The organism is Pauljensenia sp. UMB3104, from assembly GCF_030217285.1.
Taxonomy (GTDB): domain Bacteria; phylum Actinomycetota; class Actinomycetes; order Actinomycetales; family Actinomycetaceae; genus Pauljensenia.
This window is the reverse complement of sequence record NZ_JASONN010000289.1, coordinates 1-275: the sequence shown is the minus strand read 5'-3', so window position 1 is coordinate 275 and position 275 is coordinate 1. Positions and strand designations below refer to the sequence as shown.

Annotated in this window: 1 protein-coding gene; it reads left to right on the top strand. The window is 46.9% G+C overall.

Going from position 1 to position 275, the window contains the following annotated elements; translation table 11 throughout:
* Positions 1 to 75: 75 nt before the first annotated feature.
* Positions 76 to 275 (top strand): hypothetical protein (locus QP415_RS11745; protein WP_285100198.1); only part of this gene is annotated, 200 nt, incomplete at its 3' end.

The window sequence follows — 275 nt, the reverse complement described above, 5'->3', positions numbered from 1 at the left end:
ATGCGAAAACGTTTGAAGGAGCTTAATCCAAACTATTGGCCATGTTCGTTCGGATATGTTACCCATGATGGAACTGTGGGGCAAGGCGTACGACCGGAAGTTGGACTCCAGGAATCCGAAGTCGGACGCAGTTTTGGTCTTGTCAGCGCGATCCTCCATGCACCTAATCCATTCAAAAAGAATGAGACTTCTCCTGAAGAGAACTTCGAAGCACTTAGAGCTTTGTGCCTATTTTTGCGAGAGCTGCTTGAATCCCACATTGTTCAACTTGCAGA